17 protein-coding genes are annotated in these 17,458 nt (G+C 67.9%); 11 read left to right on the top strand and 6 right to left on the bottom strand.

Annotated elements, in window-relative coordinates; genetic code table 11:
- Positions 1–174: 174 nt before the first annotated feature.
- Positions 175–1,917 carry a diguanylate cyclase gene (locus BOX17_RS15325; RefSeq protein WP_071946038.1) on the top strand — a complete coding sequence of 581 codons (1,743 nt, stop codon included), beginning with the start codon at positions 175–177 and terminating at the stop codon, positions 1,915–1,917.
- Positions 1,918–1,936: 19 nt separating this feature from the next.
- On the opposite strand, the gene BOX17_RS15320 is transcribed toward BOX17_RS15325, so the two are convergent.
- Entirely contained in the window at positions 1,937–2,635 is a 699-nt protein-coding gene (locus BOX17_RS15320) for a pseudouridine synthase (RefSeq protein ID WP_071946035.1), read from the bottom strand.
- Positions 2,635–3,450: an amidohydrolase gene (locus BOX17_RS15315; RefSeq protein WP_071946033.1), complete on the bottom strand. Its 816-nt coding sequence runs from the start codon at positions 3,448–3,450 to the stop codon at positions 2,635–2,637. The genes BOX17_RS15320 and BOX17_RS15315 overlap by 1 nt, the downstream gene beginning before the upstream one ends.
- Positions 3,451–3,579: 129 nt before the next feature.
- Between BOX17_RS15315 and rarD the strand changes: the two genes are divergently transcribed.
- The 3 genes from rarD (at position 3,580) to BOX17_RS15300 (ending at position 6,084) form a co-directional block, all read left to right on the top strand.
- On the top strand, positions 3,580–4,521 hold the full coding sequence (gene rarD, locus BOX17_RS15310) for an EamA family transporter RarD (protein ID WP_071946030.1): 942 nt from the start codon (positions 3,580–3,582) through the stop codon (positions 4,519–4,521).
- Between the two features lie 76 nt (positions 4,522–4,597).
- Complete coding sequence (locus BOX17_RS15305; protein ID WP_071946027.1) at positions 4,598–5,749, top strand: NAD(P)/FAD-dependent oxidoreductase; 1,152 nt, start codon at positions 4,598–4,600, stop codon at positions 5,747–5,749.
- Positions 5,750–5,832: 83 nt separating this feature from the next.
- Positions 5,833–6,084, top strand: a complete 252-nt coding sequence (locus BOX17_RS15300) for a hypothetical protein (protein ID WP_071946024.1) — start codon at positions 5,833–5,835, stop codon at positions 6,082–6,084.
- 85 nt (positions 6,085–6,169) lie between these two features.
- Here the strand turns inward: BOX17_RS15300 and BOX17_RS15295 are convergent, their stop codons facing one another.
- The gene (locus BOX17_RS15295) at positions 6,170–7,444 is read right to left on the bottom strand and encodes an O-acetylhomoserine aminocarboxypropyltransferase/cysteine synthase family protein (protein WP_071946021.1); all 1,275 of its coding nucleotides are present in this window, start codon (positions 7,442–7,444) and stop codon (positions 6,170–6,172) included.
- A gap of 144 nt (positions 7,445–7,588) precedes the next feature.
- Between BOX17_RS15295 and BOX17_RS15290 the strand changes: the two genes are divergently transcribed.
- A complete protein-coding gene (locus BOX17_RS15290) occupies positions 7,589–9,310 on the top strand; it encodes a SulP family inorganic anion transporter (RefSeq protein ID WP_071946019.1) in 1,722 nt (573 codons plus the stop codon).
- 84 nt (positions 9,311–9,394) lie between these two features.
- Here the strand turns inward: BOX17_RS15290 and lhgO are convergent, their stop codons facing one another.
- On the bottom strand, positions 9,395–10,594 hold the full coding sequence (gene lhgO / locus BOX17_RS15285; protein ID WP_071946016.1) for an L-2-hydroxyglutarate oxidase: 1,200 nt from the start codon (positions 10,592–10,594) through the stop codon (positions 9,395–9,397).
- A gap of 144 nt (positions 10,595–10,738) precedes the next feature.
- Between lhgO and csiR the strand changes: the two genes are divergently transcribed.
- Entirely contained in the window at positions 10,739–11,425 is a 687-nt protein-coding gene (csiR, locus tag BOX17_RS15280; RefSeq protein ID WP_071946013.1) for a DNA-binding transcriptional regulator CsiR, read from the top strand.
- 101 nt (positions 11,426–11,526) lie between these two features.
- Complete coding sequence (locus BOX17_RS15275) at positions 11,527–11,736, top strand: hypothetical protein (RefSeq protein ID WP_071946010.1); 210 nt, start codon at positions 11,527–11,529, stop codon at positions 11,734–11,736.
- A gap of 19 nt (positions 11,737–11,755) precedes the next feature.
- Here BOX17_RS15275 and BOX17_RS15270 read toward each other — a convergent pair whose 3' ends face one another.
- Positions 11,756–12,511 (bottom strand): 5-oxoprolinase subunit PxpA, encoded by a 756-nt coding sequence (locus BOX17_RS15270; protein ID WP_071946007.1) that lies wholly within the window; start codon positions 12,509–12,511, stop codon positions 11,756–11,758.
- 208 nt (positions 12,512–12,719) lie between these two features.
- Between BOX17_RS15270 and BOX17_RS15265 the strand changes: the two genes are divergently transcribed.
- The 4 genes from BOX17_RS15265 to BOX17_RS15250 all read left to right on the top strand — a co-directional run bounded on the left by BOX17_RS15265 (position 12,720) and on the right by BOX17_RS15250 (position 16,196).
- Positions 12,720–13,721, top strand: a complete 1,002-nt coding sequence (locus BOX17_RS15265) for a TRAP transporter substrate-binding protein (RefSeq protein ID WP_071946004.1) — start codon at positions 12,720–12,722, stop codon at positions 13,719–13,721.
- A 75-nt stretch (positions 13,722–13,796) separates the two neighbouring features.
- Positions 13,797–14,348, top strand: coding sequence for a TRAP transporter small permease (locus tag BOX17_RS15260; RefSeq protein WP_071946001.1), 552 nt, complete (start codon positions 13,797–13,799; stop codon positions 14,346–14,348).
- A 15-nt stretch (positions 14,349–14,363) separates the two neighbouring features.
- The gene (locus BOX17_RS15255) at positions 14,364–15,659 is read left to right on the top strand and encodes a TRAP transporter large permease (RefSeq protein ID WP_071945998.1); all 1,296 of its coding nucleotides are present in this window, start codon (positions 14,364–14,366) and stop codon (positions 15,657–15,659) included.
- Positions 15,660–15,677: 18 nt separating this feature from the next.
- Complete coding sequence (locus BOX17_RS15250; protein WP_071945995.1) at positions 15,678–16,196, top strand: winged helix DNA-binding protein; 519 nt, start codon at positions 15,678–15,680, stop codon at positions 16,194–16,196.
- Positions 16,197–16,199: 3 nt separating this feature from the next.
- On the opposite strand, the gene BOX17_RS15245 is transcribed toward BOX17_RS15250, so the two are convergent.
- Entirely contained in the window at positions 16,200–17,396 is a 1,197-nt protein-coding gene (locus BOX17_RS15245; RefSeq protein WP_083582190.1) for an NADH:flavin oxidoreductase/NADH oxidase, read from the bottom strand.
- Positions 17,397–17,458: the final 62 nt, after the last annotated feature.

The following is a 17,458-nucleotide window of genomic DNA, read 5'->3' as shown; positions in this document are numbered from 1 at the left end:
TCGCCGATACCGGCGCTGCGCCCCTGTCCTGGCCTATGTTAGATAACGGTATAAAATACGAGGGTGATGCCGGCAGACGCCACGTGTCCTCGGCGCGGGGCGTTGAACAACCTGTCGGCACAAAAGATTACGCTGGGTTACACTGAGGGCTTGTCACCGGGCCGGCGAGATCCCATGCGTACACTCCTCACCCCACTCCTCGGGATCCTGCTGCTGGTCGTCCTCCATGTCGCCCCCGCCGCGGCCGACACGACGCCGCTGGATCTCGATGAGGGCTGGGAGTACCGCTGGGGCGACTCTCCCTTCCAGGCCGACGGCACGCCGGCCTGGGTCAGCGAGCCCGGGGACGAGGCCGCGTGGCACCCCATCGCCTTCCCCTCGAACCCGCCCGGCCGCGATGGCCACAAGCACGCCTGGTTTCGCATCACCCTCCCGGAGGGCGAGTGGCGGGACCCGGTGCTGTACATCTACAGCGTCGACCTGATCACCCAGGTCTGGCTCGGTGACGAGCGGATCTACCAGTATGGCCACTTCGATGCGCAGGGCGAGGGACGCTTCGAGGGCTGGCCCTGGCACATGATCAGCCTGCCCGAGGCCTTCGCGGGCAGGACCCTCTATTTCCGTGTCTTCTCGGACTACACCGACATCGGCCTGTGGGGGGAGGTCAAGCTCATGGACCGCCCCGACCTGCTGACCTATATCCTGGAGCGCTCCGCCGGGGAACTGGTCGTCAGCGCCTTCCTGCTGCTGCTCGCCCTGCTCGCCTTCATCTTCACCCTGGTTCAGGCCGACCGGCGCAGCTTCCTCGGCATCGGGCTCTTTGCCCTGGCGTCGGGCACCATGCTGCTGGCCGAGACCCAGGCCAGCCAGCTGCTGATCGAGCGGCCCCTGCTGTGGGACTATCTCGCCGCCGCGGGCTACTACACCGTGCCGGTGGCCATGGGCCTGATGCTGGAGCACTGGTTCGCCGGCCGGCGCCCGACGCTGTTGCGTCGCCTCTGGCAGCTCCACCTCGGCTACCTGGTGGCGGCCCTCGGGCTGGCGCTGGGCGGCGTCATCGACCTCTCCAGCACCTTCCCTCCCTTCGATGCGCTGCTGGTGGTGAGCCTGGTGCTGATGTTCATGGCCATCGTCGTGCACCTCGGGGAGCTCAACGGCGAGCAGAAGCTGATCGTCCTCAGCTACGGGCTCTTCGCCCTGATGCTGCTGGTCGACATGGCCGTGGCCCACGGGCTGCTCGCCTGGCATCGGGTGCCCGTCCACGTCGGCGCCCTGGGCTTCGCGGTGGCGATCGTGGCGATCTCGCTCTGGCACTACAGCCGCACCCACCATGAGCTGCGGCGCCTGAATCATTCCCTCGAGAGGCAGGTCGCCCAGCGCACCCGGGAACTCGAGGAGATGGTCATGAAACTCCAGGCCTTCTCCTACGAGGACTCTCTGACCGGCCTGCACAATCGCCGCTACTTCGACGAGTTGCTCGAGCACGAGGCCGCCATGGCGCGGCGACACGCCACGCCCCTGACCCTGGCGATGATCGACATCGACCACTTCAAGCAGTTCAACGACCGCGAGGGTCACGAGGCGGGGGATACGGTACTGATCGGCATGGGACGACTGCTGATCCACCACTTCCGCGACACCGACACGGTCTGTCGCATGGGGGGGGAGGAATTCATGATCGTCATGCCCGGCGTGACGGCGGCCATCGCCGAGGTGCGCATCGCCGAGCTGATGGAGATCCTCAGCCGGACGCGCTTTCGTTACCACCACCGGGAGCTCGACACCCTGTCGATCTCCTGCGGCATCGCCTCCTATCCCGAACACGCCGGCGAGCCCCTGACGCTGATCGGACTCGCCGACAAGGCGCTCTATTCGGCCAAGCACCGCGGGCGGGCGAGGATCGAGACCTACGCCTGATGGCGCCTCAGCCCTCGATTCAGAACAGGGCCACCTCGGCCTCGGAGAGTTCCCGCCACTCGCCGGGCGCCAGCTCGCCGAGGGTCAGGGGACCGATCGATTCGCGGTGCAGCGCCTCGACGTGGTGGCCGATCGCCGCGAACATCCGCTTGACCTGATGGTACTTGCCCTCGTGGAGGGTCAGGGTGGCCACCCGGGGCGAGCGCATCTCGAGCTCGGCGGGACGTGTCGGCTTCTCCTCGCCCTCCAGCAGCAGCCCCTCGGCGAAGCGGCTAACGGCCTCGGCCAATGCCTCGCCCTCCAGCGGCTCGGCGAGGGTGACGCGATAGACCTTGCCCCATCGCCGCTTCGGCGAGGTGACCCGGTGGGACCACTGGCCATCGTCGGTGAGCAGCACCAGGCCGGTGGTGTCGACGTCCAGCCGCCCCACCGTCTGCAGCCGCTCCACATGGGGCAGGTCGATCAGCTCGCGGACCAGCGGATAGAGGCCGCGACGGGCGCTGCACTCGACACCGGCGGGCTTGTGGAGCATCACGTAGCGCAGGCCGACCAGCGCCAGGCGCTCGCCGTTCCAGCTGACCCGACGGCCCTCGTCGACCTGGGTGGCGGGGTTCTTGACGACCTCGCCGTCCACCTGCACCTCCTCGCGGTGCAGCGCCTTCTTGGCCAGGCTGCGGGTCAGGTCGGTGGTCTCGCAGAGGAAACGGTCCAGACGCATCAGTAGCCCACCCCGTCGGCGAGGCCGAAGTGGTCGGCGTCGCGCCAGGCCGGAAACTTCTCCCGGAATTCCTGCAGCTCCTCGAGCGACAGGGTGCCGGTCTTCAGGAAGGGACGGTCGCGGGGCTCGTCGATCAGCGCCTCTCCCTTGGCATCTACGAGCATCGAGTCGCCGGCATAGGCCAGCCCCTTGGCATCCTCGCCGACCCGGTTGACGCCGATCACCGGGCAGAGGTTCTCGATGGCCCGGGCCTGCAGCAGCACGCGCCAGGGATGGCGACGCGGCGCCGGCCAGTTGGCCACGCACAGCAGGGCATCATATTCGAAATGCTCGTCGGGACCCGGCTTCTGGCGGAGCCAGACGGGAAAGCGCAGGTCGTAGCAGACGCTGAGCAGGATCCGGAACCCCTTGAGCTCGACGATCACCCGCTCGTGGCCCATGCCGTAGCGCTCGTGCTCGCCGGCCATGCGGAACAGGTGGCGCTTGTCGTAGTGCACCAGGCTGCCGTCCGGCCGCGCCCAGATCAGGCGGTTGAAGTAGTCGCCGTTGTCCATCACGGCCACGCTGCCGGTGACCACGCAGCCGCGCCGGGCCGCCTGCTCCCGCAGCCAGGCCACGGTCCGGCTCTCGGCCATGGGTTCGGCCATCTCGCGGGAGTTCATGGTGAAACCGGTGGCGAACATCTCCGGAAGCACGATCAGGTCCGTGTCGTCGGCGCCGAGATCACCCAAGGTCTCCTCGAGCATCCGACAGTTGGCGTCGGGGTCTTCCCAGCGCAGGTCGCACTGCACCAGGGTGGTTCGCAATTCGCTCATGGGGGGCTCCGTCCAGGGGAAGTGGCAGGACTCCAGCCTACCCCAGAGCCGCCTTCGCGTCAGCCGCCCCGCCCATGGTCGCGGCGCCGATAGCCTGCTAATCTCGGGGCTTTCCGACACGAGGCCCCCATGTCCCGCTCCCCCGATTCCGTCCCCCTGCAGGAAACCGGCCAGGGCGTGGCCTATGGCCTCATCGCCTATGTGATGTGGGGCTGCTTCCCACTGTTCTTCGCCCTCTTCCAGGGCGTGCCGGCCCTCGAGGTGCTGATCCACCGGGTGATCTGGTCCTGCGCCTTCCTGGCCGTGCTGGTCACCCTGCTCGGCCGCTGGTCCCCCATCCGCCGCGGCCTGGCCGAGCCGAGGCGCCTGGGCCGGGTGCTGGGCTGCGCCCTGCTGATCGCCCTGAACTGGGGACTCTTCATCTACTCGGTGGAGACGAGGCACGTCCTGCAGGCGAGTCTCGGCTACTTCATGACTCCGCTGGTCAACGTGGCACTGGGCTTTCTGGTGCTGCACGAGCGCATGGCACGCCTGCAGGGAGTGGCCGTGGCACTGGCCGTGATGGCCATCGCCATCCAGCTGGTGATGCTGGGCGAGCTGCCCTGGATCAGCCTGGCACTGGCCTTCTCCTTCGGCACCTACGGCCTCTTGCGCAAACAGGTGCCGCTGGACGGCCTCTCGGGGCTGTTCGTCGAGACCCTGCTGCTGCTGCCCCTGAGCCTCATGGCCCTGGGCTGGCTGGCCCAGGCCGACCTCTCCCATTTCCTCCAGGAGGGGAACACCCCCTTCCTGCTGATCGCGAGCGGGGTGATCACCGCCCTCCCCCTGCTGGCCTTCGCCGGCGCCGCTCGTCGCCTGCGCCTGGCCACCCTGGGCTTTCTGATGTACCTCAATCCCACCATCCAGTTCGTCATCGCCCTGCTGGTCTTCCATGAGCCCCTGGCCCCGGCAAAGCTGGCCACCTTCGTGCTGATCTGGATCGGCCTGGCCCTCTACTCCTGGTCGGCCTGGCACGCCCACGCCCGACACTCCGCGGCCCGGGCAGCGAGCGCACAGGCGTCGTCACGTTGACCCGTCCCGGCGGCAGAGGCCTGTCAAGCGCGTCGCCCGTATCGCCCGTCCCACGGCTTTCCGATACTATCCCGGCATGACTCCCACTCCCTCCCACGCACGACGCCCCCACCTGTTACTGGTCGGCGCCGGCAATGCCCATCTGCACCTCATCCGACATCGCCATCGGTTCGGGGGAGCCGAGGTCACGCTGGTCGACCCCGGCGGCTTCTGGTACCCGGGGCTGGCCGGCGGCATGCTGGGGGGCCGACTCTCCGCCGCCGAGGATCGCCTGGATCCGGCCCCTTTGGCGCTCCGTCACGACGTGACGCCGATCCGCGGGCGCCTGGCGAGCCTCGATCCCGAGGCCAGGGTGGCGCGGCTGGAGGATGGGCGTGAGCTCGACTTCTCGCTGCTCTCCCTGAACCTGGGGTCCGCCGTGCGGATGCCGGCACCGGCCACGCCGGGGCCCCGGGTCTGGGCGGTCAAGCCGTTCCCGCAGCTTCTGGCGCTGCGTCATAGCCTGGAAAAGGCGTTCTCCCGGGGGCTCGAGCCTCGACTGGTCGTGGTGGGCGGCGGTCCCAGCGGCGTGGAGATCGCCTGCCAGCTTCGCGAGCTGGCCAGGCGCTGCCATGCCCGTGCCGAGATCCTGCTGGTGACCCGCGGCGAACAGTTGCTGGAGGGGGCCCCGGCGGGCGCCATTCGCTGGCTGATGCGCCATCTCTCGCGACAGGACATCGGGGTCCGCTTCGGCATGGACGTCGCCGGCCATGCCAGGGACGGCGTGACCTTCACCACCGCCAGCAATGCCTGGGGCGAGGACAGCCTGCAGTTACTCGCGGCCGACCACGTGGTGCATGCCGCGGGGCTGGCCCCCCCGGCGGTGGTGGAACACCTGGGGCTGCCGCTGATCCCCGGGCGCGGCCTGGCCGTCGAGGAGACCCTCCAGAGCCCGGGGAATCCCGACATCTTCGCCGTGGGGGACTGTGCGGCCCTGATGAACCAGGTGCTGCCGAGACTGATCCTCCATGATCTCCAGCAGGCCACGGTGCTGATCGACAACCTCGCCGCCCGCCTGTCCGGCGGCACCCCGAGGCGCTATGTCCCCCAGCAGCTGGCCGTCACCATCCTCGACCTGGGAAGCAAGGGCCTGGCCATCCGGGGCCGGCGCTGGTGGGGCGGGCGCCTGGCGCTGGCCTGTAAGCGCCGACTCGACGGGCGCGTCCTTCAGCGGTTGCGCACCCGATGATCCACTCCACTCGTCCTATCGCTTCCGGCGGGAGCTGGACTATCGTGAAAGGAGCACCGTCCCCTTCACCCGGAGGCAGCCCGATGAGCGAACAGCCACGACAGGATCGACCCACGGCAACGCCGGAGCTTGCGGCGTTGGTACACGACTTCATGGACCCCGAGCGCGCCACCCTCAGCGAGGTACGTGAGCTGTTGATGGGGGAAGGCCTCATGGTCTCGGATGGCGGCGAGATCATGTATCAGCAGGACAGGAAGTGGCTGATCAATGAGGTGGACGAGCTGATCGACTCCCTCGGCCCGTCGACGCCCGTGAAGGACCTGCTCGGCGCCTGAGCCTCGGCGGCCGACCCGGTCTGGCCCCTGGCCCCGACTGCCGTGACCTGACACGACAACCGAGGCCAGGGACACCTGCGCCGTTTCAGGCCTGGCTGGCAGCCAGGGCCTGGTCCAGGTCGGCGATGATGTCGTCGATATGCTCGATGCCGATGGAGAGGCGCACCATGTCCGGCGTGACGCCGGCCGCCTTGAGTTCCTGCTCGTTGAGCTGGCGATGGGTGGTGGCCGCGGGGATCGACGAGCAGGTCTTCGCATCGCCGATGTTGACCAGGCGCAGGATCATCCCCAGGGCGTCATAGAAGCGCGCCCCGGCCTCGAGGCCTCCCTGGATGCCGAAGCTGAGGATTCCCGAGGCATGGCCCCCCATGTAGCGCTGCGCCAGGCCATGGTCCTTGTGGCTCGGGAGCCCGGCATACTGCACCCAGGTCACCGCCTCATGGCCTTCCAGGTACTCCGCGACCTTGCGGGCGTTGTCGCAGATGCGCTCGATGCGCAGCGAGAGGGTCTCGAGCCCCTGCAGCAGGTTCCAGGCGGCCTGGGCGGACAGCGCCGCGCCCATGTTGCGCAGCGGCACCACCCGCGCCCGGCCGATGAAGGCGGCCTCGCCAAGGTCCCGGGTGTAGCAGACGCCGTGGTAGGAGACGTCGGGTTCGTTGAGCAGCGGAAAGCGCGTCGCATTCTCGGCCCAGGGGAACTTGCCGGAGTCGACGATCACGCCCCCCACGGTGGTGCCATGGCCGCCGATGTACTTGGTGGCGGAGTGGATGACGATGTCGGCACCGTGCTCGATGGGGCGCCACAGGAAGGGCGTGGGCACGGTGTTGTCGACGATCACCGGCACGCCGTGGCGATGCGCCGCCTCGGCCAGGGCGACCATGTCCACCACGCTGCCGGAGGGATTGCCCACGCTCTCGCAGAAGACCGCCTTGGTGCGCGCGTCGATCAACGACTCGAGGCCGGCGATGTCGTCCTTGTCGGCGAATCGCACCTCGATCCCCTGGCGCGGCAGGGTGTGGGCGAAGAGGTTGTAGGTGCCGCCATAGAGCTCGCTGATCGAGACGATGTTGTCACCGGCCTCGGCGATGGTCTGGATGGCATAGGTGATGGCCGCCATGCCCGAGGCCACGGCCAGGCCCGCGATGCCGCCCTCGAGGGCCGCGAGGCGCTGCTCGAGCACCGCACAGGTGGGGTTCATGATCCGCGAGTAGATGTTGCCCTCGACCTTGAGGTCGAAGAGGTCCGCGGCGTGCTGCGCGCTGTCGAAGGAGAACGAGGTGGTCTGGTGGATCGGCACGGCCACGGCATGCTGGTCGTCGGGGGCGTAACCGTGGTGCAGGGCGAGGGTCTCGGGCTTCATGGCGTGTCCTTCTGCGTGGTGATGGGTCTGCGCTGACTCACTCGATGCTAACCAAGCCTGAACGTCGAGACCAATATCGTTTAGTCTGGTATCCATGCCCGCGGCCCCCTCCCGTCGCCCCTGCCACCGACATGGCGAGTAAGGATGCTCAAGCGCTACCTCCCGATCCTCACCTGGCTGCCCCACTACACCCGCCGGCTGGCCGGCGCCGACCTGCTGGCCGGGGTGATCGTCACCGTGATGGTGATCCCCCAGTCGCTGGCCTATGCCCTGCTCGCGGGGCTGCCGGCGGTAGTGGGGCTGTATGCCAGCATCCTGCCCCTGCTGGCCTATACCCTGCTCGGCACCAGCCGCACCCTGGCCGTGGGGCCGGTCGCGATCATCGCCCTGATGACCGGCGCGGCGCTCTCCGGCGTGGCCACCCCCGGGTCGCCGGAGTACGTCCAGGCCGCCCTCGTGCTGTCGCTGCTCTCGGGGCTGATGCTCACCGTCATGGGCCTGCTGCGGCTGGGCTTCTTCGCCAACTTCCTGAGCCACCCGGTAATCGCCGGCTTCCTCTCCGCCTCGGCGGTGCTGATCGCCGCCAGCCAGGCGGCCCACCTGCTCGGCATCGCGTCCAGCGGCTTCACCGCCCTGGAACTCGTGACGAGCCTCGCCGCCCACCTGGACCAGGTGCACTGGCCGACCCTGGTGATCGGCCTCTTCTGCCTGGCCTTCCTGGTCGGCATGCGCCAGGTCGGCGAGCGCGCCTTCCTGGCGATGGGCATGCCGAGGGGACTCGCCTCGCTGCTGACCCGGACGGGACCGGTGATCGCGGTGATCGTGACGACGCTGCTCAGCTGGCAGCTGCAGCTGGCCGGACGCGGCGTGGCCGTGGTCGGGGACATCCCGGGCGGGCTCCCGCCGCTGACCCTGCCCTCCCTGGAGCTGCCGCTGTGGCGCGCGCTGCTGGTCCCGGCCCTGCTGATCAGCGTGGTCGGCTTCGTCGAATCGATCTCCATGGCCCAGATGCTGGCCGCCAAGCGGCGTGAACGGATCTCGCCCAACCAGGAGCTGGTGGGGCTGGGAGGGGCCAACGTCGTCGCCGCCTTCTCCGGCGGCATGCCGGTCACCGGGGGCCTCTCGCGGACGGTGATCAACTTCGAGTCCGGGGCGCGCACGCCCATGGCGGGCCTCTTCGCGGCGCTGGGCATCGGGGCGGTCACGCTGGCAATGACCCCGCTGCTCGAGCACCTGCCCATCGCCACCCTGGCCGCCACCATCACCGTCTCCATCCTGACGCTGGTGGACATCCCCCTGCTGCGCCAGACCTGGCGCTACTCGCGCAGCGACTTCTCCGCCATGGCGGTGACCATCGTGCTGACCCTGGTGGAGGGGGTGGAGGCCGGCATCATCTCGGGGGTGCTTCTCTCCATCGCGCTCTTCCTCTACCGCACCAGCCGCCCGCACAGCGTGCTGGTGGGGCGCATCGAGGGCACCGAGCACTTTCGCAGCGTGGAGCGCCACGAGACGGAGACCGTGAGCCACGTGGCCATGCTGCGCGTCGACGAGAGCCTCTACTTCGCCAATGCCCGCTATCTCGAGGATACCCTCTACGCCCTGGTGGCGAACCGCCCCGAGGTCGAGCACGTGGTGCTGATCTGCTCGGCGGTCAACCTCATCGACGCCTCGGCCCTGGAGAGTCTCGACGCCATCAACGCCCGGCTCCAGGACTCCTCGGTCACGCTGCACCTCGCCGAGGTCAAGGGGCCGGTGATGGACCGGCTCAAGCACAGCGATTTCCTGGACGACCTCACCGGCCGGGTCTTTCTCAGCACCTACGCGGCCTGGAAGGAGCTCAAGAAGCCCCGCGACACGTCGGCCTGACGTGACATCGACCGTGGCCAACTGTCCTGCCGCGCGGCCCCGGAGGATCTGCCTCCCTGGCCGTCAGGTCGACGCGATGGCGGGTCAGCCGACCTCCACCTGCTCCTTCACCTTGGCGACGATGTGCCGCCCGATGGGCAGGGCCGAGGTGGCGGCCGGGGACGGCGCGTTGCAGACGTTGACCGTGCGGCGCGTGTTGACGAACAGGAAGTCGTCGATCAGCCGGCCGTCGCGGGACACCGCCTGGGCGCGCACCCCCGACGGCCAGGGGGTGAGGTCATCGAGGGTCAGGTCGGGACAGTAGCGGCGCACCAGCGCCAGGTAACGCCGGCGGGAGAACGAATTGAACAGCTCCGCGAGACCCGGCCGCACATGGTGCGCCAGCATCCGCAGCACGCCCGGGTAGGCGAGGAGCCTCGCCATGTCGGGCAGCGAGACATCCGTCTTGCGATAGCCCTCGCGGGCCAGCGCCAGCACGGCATTGGGGCCGAGCGTGACGCCGCCATCGATCATCGGCGTGAGGTGCACCCCCAGGAAGGGCGTGGCGGGGTCGGGTATGGGGTAGATCAGGTGGCTGACGATCCGGTCATGGGCCTCGGGGAGGCGATAGTACTCGCCGCGGAAGGGGCAGATGGTGAAGCCCGGGTCCCGGCCCAGCATCTGGACCACCCGGTCGGCCATCAGCCCCGCGCAGGACACCAGGTAGCGACTGGAGAACTCGTCCTCGCGGGTACGCACCACCACTTCCCCGTGTCGCTCGTCGAGGCCGGTGACCTCCTGATCGTAGCGGATCTGCCCGCCGCGCTGCTCGAACGCCTCGGCCATGGCCCGGGTGACCCGGGCATAGTCCACGATGCCGCTGGACGGCACGAGGATCGCGCCCAGCCCGGTGATGGCCGGCTCCCTCTCGACAAGCGCCTCGGCGGAGAGCCACTCGCGCGGCAGGCCGTTGGCGGCGGTGCGCTCCCACAGACCCTTCATGCGCCCGAGTTCGCGGTCGCTGGTGGCCACCAGCAGCTTGCCGCAGATCCGGGTCTCGATGCCGTGGGCCTCGCAGAACGCGCGGGTAGCACGATTCCCCTCGAGGCAGAAGCGCGCCTTGAGACTGCCGGGTGGGTAGTAGACCCCGCCGTGGATGACGCCGCTGTTGCGACCGCTCTGGTGGCGCGCCGGCCCCGCTTCCTTCTCCAGGAGCAGGATGCGACGGTCGGGGAAGGCCTCGATCAGCTGCATGGCGGTGGACATGCCGAGGATGCCTCCGCCGATGATGATGAAGTCGTGCAAGGCACACCTCGTGACGTCGGGCCCATCTCCGGCAGAATATCCATGATCCGGGCGTGTTTCCATGTTTTGCGCCCGGCCGCCACGATTCACCATAGTGGCGATCATTGGTTATGATGTCGGTGACATCCACGACACCAGCGGGCCATGGACACCATCTCGAAACAGAACCTCGGCGTCAGTGCCTACCACTGGCTGAAACGCGACATCATCCGCGGCGCCTTCACGCCCGGCGAGAAGCTGCTGATGAGCGGCCTGAAGGAGCGCTACGGACTGGGCATCGGCCCCCTGCGCGAGGCCCTCTCGCAGCTGGTGGCCGAGAGCCTGGTGGTGGCCATCAGCCAGCGGGGCTACCGGGTGGCCCCCATGTCGCTGTCGGAGCTCGCCGACCTCTACGACGCCCGGGCCCAGCTCGAGGGACTCATGCTGGAGCTGGCCATCCAGCGCGGCGGCGACGACTGGGAGGCCGACATCCTGGCCAAGGCCCATACGCTGGCCAAGGTGACCGAGGTCAACAGCCCGGAGGAGCTGCTCGAGGTGTGGGACGCCCGCCACAAGGCCTTCCATACCGCCATCGTCGCCGGCTGCAACTCACCCCACCTGCTGAAGGTCCGCGAGAGCCTCTTCGATCAGGTGGAGCGCTATCGCCACCTGTGGCTGCGCGAGACGGTCTTCGCCGCCGAGGCCCTGGAGCGCAAGCGCCAGGAGCATGCCGCCCTGGTCGAGGTCATCCTGTCACGGGATACGCCCCGGGCCTCCCGGATGATGCGCGAGCACCTGATGACGCCGGTGCCGATCATCACCGAGGTCATGAAGCGGCGCGGACTGGCCTGACCAGCGGCGTCAGGCATTCCCCTCGCCCGCCCGAGCCGTCATGATGGTGTCATGCGGCGTCATGACACTGGACGCCGACCCACGCCCAAGGAGACACCGCCATGCCCCACCTGCTGCGTTTTTCCCGAGACATCGAGGCGCGCCTCGAGCGGGCCAGCCACCACACCGGTATCACCAAGGCCGAGCTGATCGAGCGCATGGTGCAGGACGGCCTGGCCGACCTCGAGCAGCAGCTGCTGCTCGAGGATGCCGCGCCCCGGGCCGAGCGCAGCATCGACCAGCTGCTGCGCGAGAGCGGCCTGGGCGCCTGAGGGTGAAGCCCTCCTTCCCTCACGAGGCGCTGGCGAGATCGTTAAGTGCCTCACGAATCGCCTTGACGGCGGCGATCGACTCGGGATTGTCGCCGTGCACGCAGAGGGTGTCGGCGGCCAGCACCAGGTCGCTGCCGTCGCTGGCGGTCAGCGGCTCGCCGCGGGCGATGCGCCGCGCCTGGTCAACGATCACCTCGGTGTCGTGGTGCACCGCTCCCAGTTCGCGCCGCGACACCAGCCGGCCCTCGGCGTCGTAGGCCCGATCGGCAAACGCCTCGAACCACAGGGTGATGCCGTGCCGCTCGGCCAGTGCCCGGGTCGCGGAGGGGTCCCGGGTGGCCATCACCATCAGCGGCAACCGGGCGTCATAGGCGACCAGGGCGCGCATCACCGCGTCGAGCACCTCCGGTTCCCGCATCATGTCGTGGTAGAGCGCCCCATGCGGCTTGACGTAGCCGATCTCCAGGCCCTCGGCGCGACAGATACCGGCCAGGGCCCCGACCTGGTAGAGCACCAGGTTCTCGACCTCATCGGCCGAACAGGCCATCGAACGACGCCCGAACCCCACCATGTCCGGATAGGCGGGATGCGCCCCCACGGTGACGCCATGGCGGCTGGCCAGCCTCACGGTCATGCGGATCACGTCGGGATCGGAGGCATGGAAGCCGCAGGCTACGTTGGCCAGATCCACATGGGGCATCACCTCATGGTCCAGTCCCATGACCCAGGGACCGAAACTCTCGCCCATGTCGGCATTGAGCAGCAGCGTCTTCATGTTGCGGTTCTCCAGAACTCAGTTTGTGAAGATAAAATGTCAACGTTTTACCGATAATACATCGTTGACTATACATTAGTCTGATGCCTGACCCTCCCCTCGGTACCCGCTAGAATCATCCACTGCGGTTCGTTGCCCGGACCACGGCGCGACGCGCTGCCGTCTCGAACCGACCGATAACAAGACACCGAAACGTGAGGAATCCCCCATGACTGCCCGTCTTCCCGCCCTTCTCCCCCTGACATCGGCCCTGGCCATCGGTATCAGCCTAGCCACCCTCGGCAGCAGCGCCCAGGCCGCCACCGAGTGGGACATGCCGACACCCTACGGCGACCGGACCTTCCATACCGTCAACATCCGCGAATTCGCCGATGACGTGCGCGAGGCCACCGACGGCGAGCTGGACATCACCGTGCACTCCAACGGGTCGCTAATCGGCCACGCCGAGATCAAGAACTCGGTCCGCCGCGGCATCGTGCCCATCGGCGAGCTGATCATGTCGCGACTGGCCAACGAGAACGCGATCTTCGAGGTCGATTCGGTACCCTACCTGGCCGCCAACTACGAGGATGCCTGGACCCTGTGGGAGGCCTCCCGGGAGATCATCGGCGAGGAGCTCGAGAAGCAGGGACTGCGCCTGCTGTTCGCCGTTCCCTGGCCGCCTCAGGGCATCTACACCCAGCAGGAAGTCACCAGCATCGAGGACCTGCGCAATTCGAAGATGCGCGTCTACAACAGCTCCAGCGAGCGCCTGGCGAGCCTCGCCAACGCTGTGCCGACACAGGTCAACAACCCGGACATCCCGACCGCCTTCAGCACCGGACGCGTCGATGCCATGGTCACCTCCCCGACCACAGGCGCCAACAGCAAGGCCTGGGACTTCCTGAGCCACTTCAACCACGCCCAGCTGTGGCTGCCCAAGAACATGGTGATCGTCAGCGAGAAGGCCTTCTCGCGCCTGGATGAAACGTCCCAGCAGGCGGTGCTGGAGTCGGCCAAGGCAGCCGAGCAGCGCGGTTGGGACATCAGCCGCCAGGAGACCCAGGACGCTCTGGCGACCCTCGAGGAGAACGGCATCGTGGTCAGCGAGCCCACCCCGGAACTGGCCGAGGCACTGGAGAAGATCGGCAGCACGATGACCGAGGAGTGGGCCGGTCGCGCCGGCGAGCAGGGCCAGGAGATTCTCGAGAAATACCGCAACGCCCAGTAAGACGTCGCCCCACTCCCCGAGCGAGACGCGCCGGCCCCGCCGGCGCTCTCCCCCTCCCTCGCTTAGGTACCTCCCATGCGATTCCGACTCCGCCCGCTCTATGACCTCGGGGCCTATGGTGCGGCCCTGTGCCTGGTCTTGATCTGCACCCTGATCACCGCCCAGATCCTCGGTCGGCTGGCCGACATGGCCGCCGAACAGTTGGGCATCAACAGCCTCGGATTGACCATCCCGGGCCTGGCCGAGATCTCAGGCTTCCTGCTGGTGGGCGCCAGCTTCCTGGGGCTGGCCTACACCTTCGTCCATGGCGGCCACATTCGCGTGACCCTGCTGATCGGCCATCTGCCTGCCAGGGTTCGGGTCTTCATCGAGGTGTGGTGCCTGAGCCTGGCCCTCCTGCTCTGCTGTTATCTGGCCTTCTACGAATATCGCCTGCTCGCCGACACGATCGCCTTCAACGAGACCTCCTACGGGCTCGTGCCGATCCCGCTCTGGATCCCCCAGAGCGCCATGCTGGCCGGGACCGGCCTGTTCTGCCTGGCGCTGCTCGAGGCCTGGGCCTCCACCCTCGCCACTGCCCTGACACGGCCCGCGACCTTCCAGGTCGACGATGGCGACCACGAATAAGCACGGAGATGTCCCATGCTCGTGATGATGACCGTATTGCTGGTCGCCCTGCTGCTGCTGCTCGGCAGCGGCGTCTGGGTGGCCTTTTCGCTGATGGGACTGGCCTGGATCGCCATCAGCCAGTTCAGCTCCGTCCCGACCGGCGATGTGATGGCCTCGGATATCTGGAGCGCCAGCCACAGCTGGGAGCTGACGGCCCTGCCGATGTTCATCTGGATGGGCGAGATCCTGTTCCGCTCGCGACTCGCCGAGGACATGTTCAGCGGCCTCTCCCCCTGGATGCAGCGCATTCCGGGGCGGCTGCTGCACACCAACGTGGTGGGCTGCGGCCTGTTCGCCGCCGTTTCCGGCTCCTCCGCGGCCACCTGCGCCACCATGGGCAAGATGTCGATCCCCGAACTGACCCGACGCGGTTATGACGAGACGCTGGTAATCGGCACCCTGGCGGGCTCCGCCACGCTGGGCCTGCTGATTCCCCCCTCGATCATCCTGATCGTCTATGCGGTGGCCACCGAACAGTCCATCGCGCGGCTGTTCATGGCCGGCGTACTGCCGGGCGTGTTGCTGATCACCCTGTTCATCGGCTATCTGATGCTGTGGTCCTGGCGCTATCCCGACAAGGTGCCGCCGGCCGATGCTCCGATCAGCTTCACGGGAAAGCTGCGGGCGTCCCGACGTCTGCTTCCGCTAGTGGGACTGATCGTCGGGGTTATCGGCTCCATCTATGCCGGCATAGCCTCTCCCACCGAGGCCGCCGCCGTGGGGGTGGTGCTCTCGCTGCTGCTGGCGAAACTGCAGGGCGCCATGAGCCGCGGCATCTTCATGGAGGCGCTCATGGGTGCGGTCAGGACCTCGACCATGATCGCCTTCATCCTCGCCGGCGCCTCCTTCCTCACCGCCGCCATGGGCTTCACCGGACTGCCGCGGGAACTCGCCGCCTGGATCGGCACCCTGGGCCTGTCGCCCTTCATGCTGCTGGCCGTGCTGACGGTCTTCTTCATCCTGCTGGGCTGCTTCCTGGACGGCATCTCGGTGGTGGTGCTGACCACCTCGATCATGCTGCCGATGGTGGAGGCCGCCGGCATCGACCTGATCTGGTTCGGCATCTTTCTGGTGATCGTGGTGGAGATGTCGCAGATCACCCCGCCGGTAGGCTTCAATCTCTTCGTGCTGCAGGGCATGACCGGGCGAAACATCCTGCATATCGCCAGGGCCGCGCTGCCCTTCTTCGGCCTGATGCTGCTGGGTGTCGTCCTGATCACCCTCTTTCCACAGATCGTCACCTACCTGCCCCAGGCCATGGGCAATTGATCGAGCAAGGAGCACCCCGTGACCCACGTACGGACACCCCGCGGGCCCATCGTCTCGTCCGAGCACCTGTCCCGCAGCGGCCATGAGCTCTCGGAGTTCGAGTTCGGGCTGATCATCGCCAGCCATGCCTTCGAGCGCTGGATGGTGCGCTGCATCACGGCCAGCGGCTATCCGGAGCTCGGCAGCCTCGATGTGCTGGTCCTGCACAGCGTCAACCACCGGGAACGGGCCAAGCGCCAGGCCGACATCTGCCTGGTGCTCAACGTGGAGGACACCCATACGGTGACCTATGCGCTGAAGAAGCTGGCACGGCTCAAGCTGGTGATGGGCGAGAAGCAAGGCAAGGAGACCTTCTTTCGCACCACCGAGCTCGGCCGCGAATGCTGCGGGCGCTATGCCGAGATCCGCGAGGCCTGCCTGGTCGACTCGCTGGCCTCCATGGGTATCGAGCACGAGGAGATGAGCCGGCTGGCCGGCATGCTGCGGGCCATGTCAGGGCTCTACGACCAGGCCGCACGCTCCGCCGCCTCACTGTAACGCTCAGAAGATGTTCGACCGTTCATACTGTGGCGGCCATGCGACATTCTCTGCCTTGAGCATGGCGGCGGCGCGCAGCGGCCACGCCGGATCGGCCAGCAGCGCACGCCCCAGCACCACCAGGTCGGCCTGGCCATTGGCAATCACCGCCTCGGCGAGGTCCGGGCTGTGGATCAGGCCCACCGCGCCGGTGGCCATGCCGGACTCCTGACGCACCCTCTGGGCGAGCGGGATCTGGTACCCGGGGTGGATCGGTATCTGCTGGCGTGGGTCGTTACCACCGGAGGAGCAGTCGATCAGATCGACCTGTCCCTGCTGGCGCAGCCGCGCCGCGAGGTGCACGCTATCGTCGAGTGTCCAGCCGCCCTCCACCCAGTCGGTGCAGGAGAGCCGCAGAAACAGCGGCAGCTCGTCGGGCCACTCCTCCCGCACCACCCCGATCGATTCGAGCAGGAAGCGAATGCGGTGTTCGAACGAGCCGCCATAGGCATCCTCACGCCGGTTGCTCAGGGGCGACAGGAACTGGTGAATCAGGTAGCCATGGGCACCATGCAGTTCCAGGGCCTTGAACCCAGCTTCCCGGGCCCGCCGGGTGCTCGCCTTGAGACTCTCCAGCGAGGCATCGATCTGGGACGGGGTCATGGCGGCGGGCACCTGCCAGCCCCTGGCATAGGGCAGCGCGGACGCCGAGACCAGGTCATCCCAGCCCCCCTGCTCCGGACGCAGGGGGTGCGAGCCCTCCCAGGGGCGCCCCACGGAGGCCTTGCGGCCCGCATGCCCGAGCTGGATGCCCGGCACCGCACCCTGCTGCTCGACGAACGCCGCGATGCGCGCGAGCCGGTCACGCTGCTCATTGTTCCACAATCCCAGACAGTGGGGCGTGATCCTGCCCCTAGGCTCGACGTGTACCGCCTCGGTGAATACCCAGCCGGCGCCGCCGGTGGCTCGCGCCCCCAGGTGCACGAAGTGCCAGTCATTGGAGAGCCCGTCATGGCCGGAGTACTGGCACATTGGCGACAGCATGATGCGATTGCGCGCCTTGACCGATCGGAACTGCACCGGACGGAACAGGTGGGGGTTGGGGTCGCGGCGCAGGATGCGGCGAGCATTCTCTCCGCCGGAACGGGAGTCGACGAGGGTCTCCTGCTGGGGGGAGCGCGTCGCGGCATCGTGGCTGCCCGCGTCGGGACGGTCGGACATGGGGTCTGCCTCCTGTTGAGGGTTGGCGCTAGGGTCATTGGCACGAGGGTCACTGGCATTAC

Origin of the sequence: Halomonas aestuarii, from assembly GCF_001886615.1 — a bacterium.
GTDB lineage: Bacteria > Pseudomonadota > Gammaproteobacteria > Pseudomonadales > Halomonadaceae > Halomonas > Halomonas aestuarii.
The sequence above is the reverse complement of the archived record's forward strand: the minus strand, read 5'-3'. Positions and strand labels throughout refer to the sequence as shown.

Excerpts from the sequence above, each read along its gene's own strand:
- BOX17_RS15260 (WP_071946001.1), top strand. The coding sequence starts at position 13,797 with ATGCGATTCCGACTCCGCCCGCTCTATGACCTCGGGGCCTATGGTGCG.
- BOX17_RS15290 (WP_071946019.1), top strand. The coding sequence starts at position 7,589 with ATGCTCAAGCGCTACCTCCCGATCCTCACCTGGCTGCCCCACTACACC.
- BOX17_RS15325 (WP_071946038.1), top strand. The coding sequence starts at position 175 with ATGCGTACACTCCTCACCCCACTCCTCGGGATCCTGCTGCTGGTCGTC.
- BOX17_RS15305 (WP_071946027.1), top strand. The coding sequence starts at position 4,598 with ATGACTCCCACTCCCTCCCACGCACGACGCCCCCACCTGTTACTGGTC.
- BOX17_RS15275 (WP_071946010.1), top strand. The coding sequence starts at position 11,527 with ATGCCCCACCTGCTGCGTTTTTCCCGAGACATCGAGGCGCGCCTCGAG.
- BOX17_RS15265 (WP_071946004.1), top strand. The coding sequence starts at position 12,720 with ATGACTGCCCGTCTTCCCGCCCTTCTCCCCCTGACATCGGCCCTGGCC.
- BOX17_RS15300 (WP_071946024.1), top strand. The coding sequence starts at position 5,833 with ATGAGCGAACAGCCACGACAGGATCGACCCACGGCAACGCCGGAGCTT.
- rarD (WP_071946030.1), top strand. The coding sequence starts at position 3,580 with ATGTCCCGCTCCCCCGATTCCGTCCCCCTGCAGGAAACCGGCCAGGGC.
- BOX17_RS15315 (WP_071946033.1), bottom strand. The coding sequence starts at position 3,450 with ATGAGCGAATTGCGAACCACCCTGGTGCAGTGCGACCTGCGCTGGGAA.
- BOX17_RS15270 (WP_071946007.1), bottom strand. The coding sequence starts at position 12,511 with ATGAAGACGCTGCTGCTCAATGCCGACATGGGCGAGAGTTTCGGTCCC.
- BOX17_RS15255 (WP_071945998.1), top strand. The coding sequence starts at position 14,364 with ATGCTCGTGATGATGACCGTATTGCTGGTCGCCCTGCTGCTGCTGCTC.
- csiR (WP_071946013.1), top strand. The coding sequence starts at position 10,739 with ATGGACACCATCTCGAAACAGAACCTCGGCGTCAGTGCCTACCACTGG.
- BOX17_RS15295 (WP_071946021.1), bottom strand. The coding sequence starts at position 7,444 with ATGAAGCCCGAGACCCTCGCCCTGCACCACGGTTACGCCCCCGACGAC.
- BOX17_RS15320 (WP_071946035.1), bottom strand. The coding sequence starts at position 2,635 with ATGCGTCTGGACCGTTTCCTCTGCGAGACCACCGACCTGACCCGCAGC.
- BOX17_RS15245 (WP_083582190.1), bottom strand. The coding sequence starts at position 17,396 with ATGTCCGACCGTCCCGACGCGGGCAGCCACGATGCCGCGACGCGCTCC.